This is a genomic window from Lysinibacillus sp. RU7, assembly GCF_057837305.1.
This window is the reverse complement of the sequence record NZ_JBYQFK010000328.1, coordinates 1-233: the sequence shown is the minus strand read 5'-3', so window position 1 is coordinate 233 and position 233 is coordinate 1. Positions and strand designations below refer to the sequence as shown.

Sequence of the window (233 nt, the reverse complement as noted above, 5' to 3'; positions counted from 1 at the left end):
GGCTGCCAGAAGGATCGTGTCGTAGGAAAGGGGAAGGAGGTAGAGGTGGGCATTGCGATAGTCTTCGTTCACCAGTTCAAAGGCGCCATAGCGTTCGGTGCGGGACTTTTCTTTCTTCGCTTCGGGGTTGGTCTTGAGCAGGGCGATGGTCTTACCATCGGGGCTCCACTGGTAGGCGTCGATGCCGTCGGGGTCTTTGGTCACGGGCAGGGCCTCGCCACCATCCACCGAGA

At 59.7% G+C, this 233-nt stretch carries 1 protein-coding gene; it reads right to left on the bottom strand.

The features are described from left to right. A partial coding sequence (locus AC3II9_RS22590) for a hypothetical protein (protein WP_489159021.1) occupies positions 1-233 on the bottom strand: 233 nt, incomplete at both ends.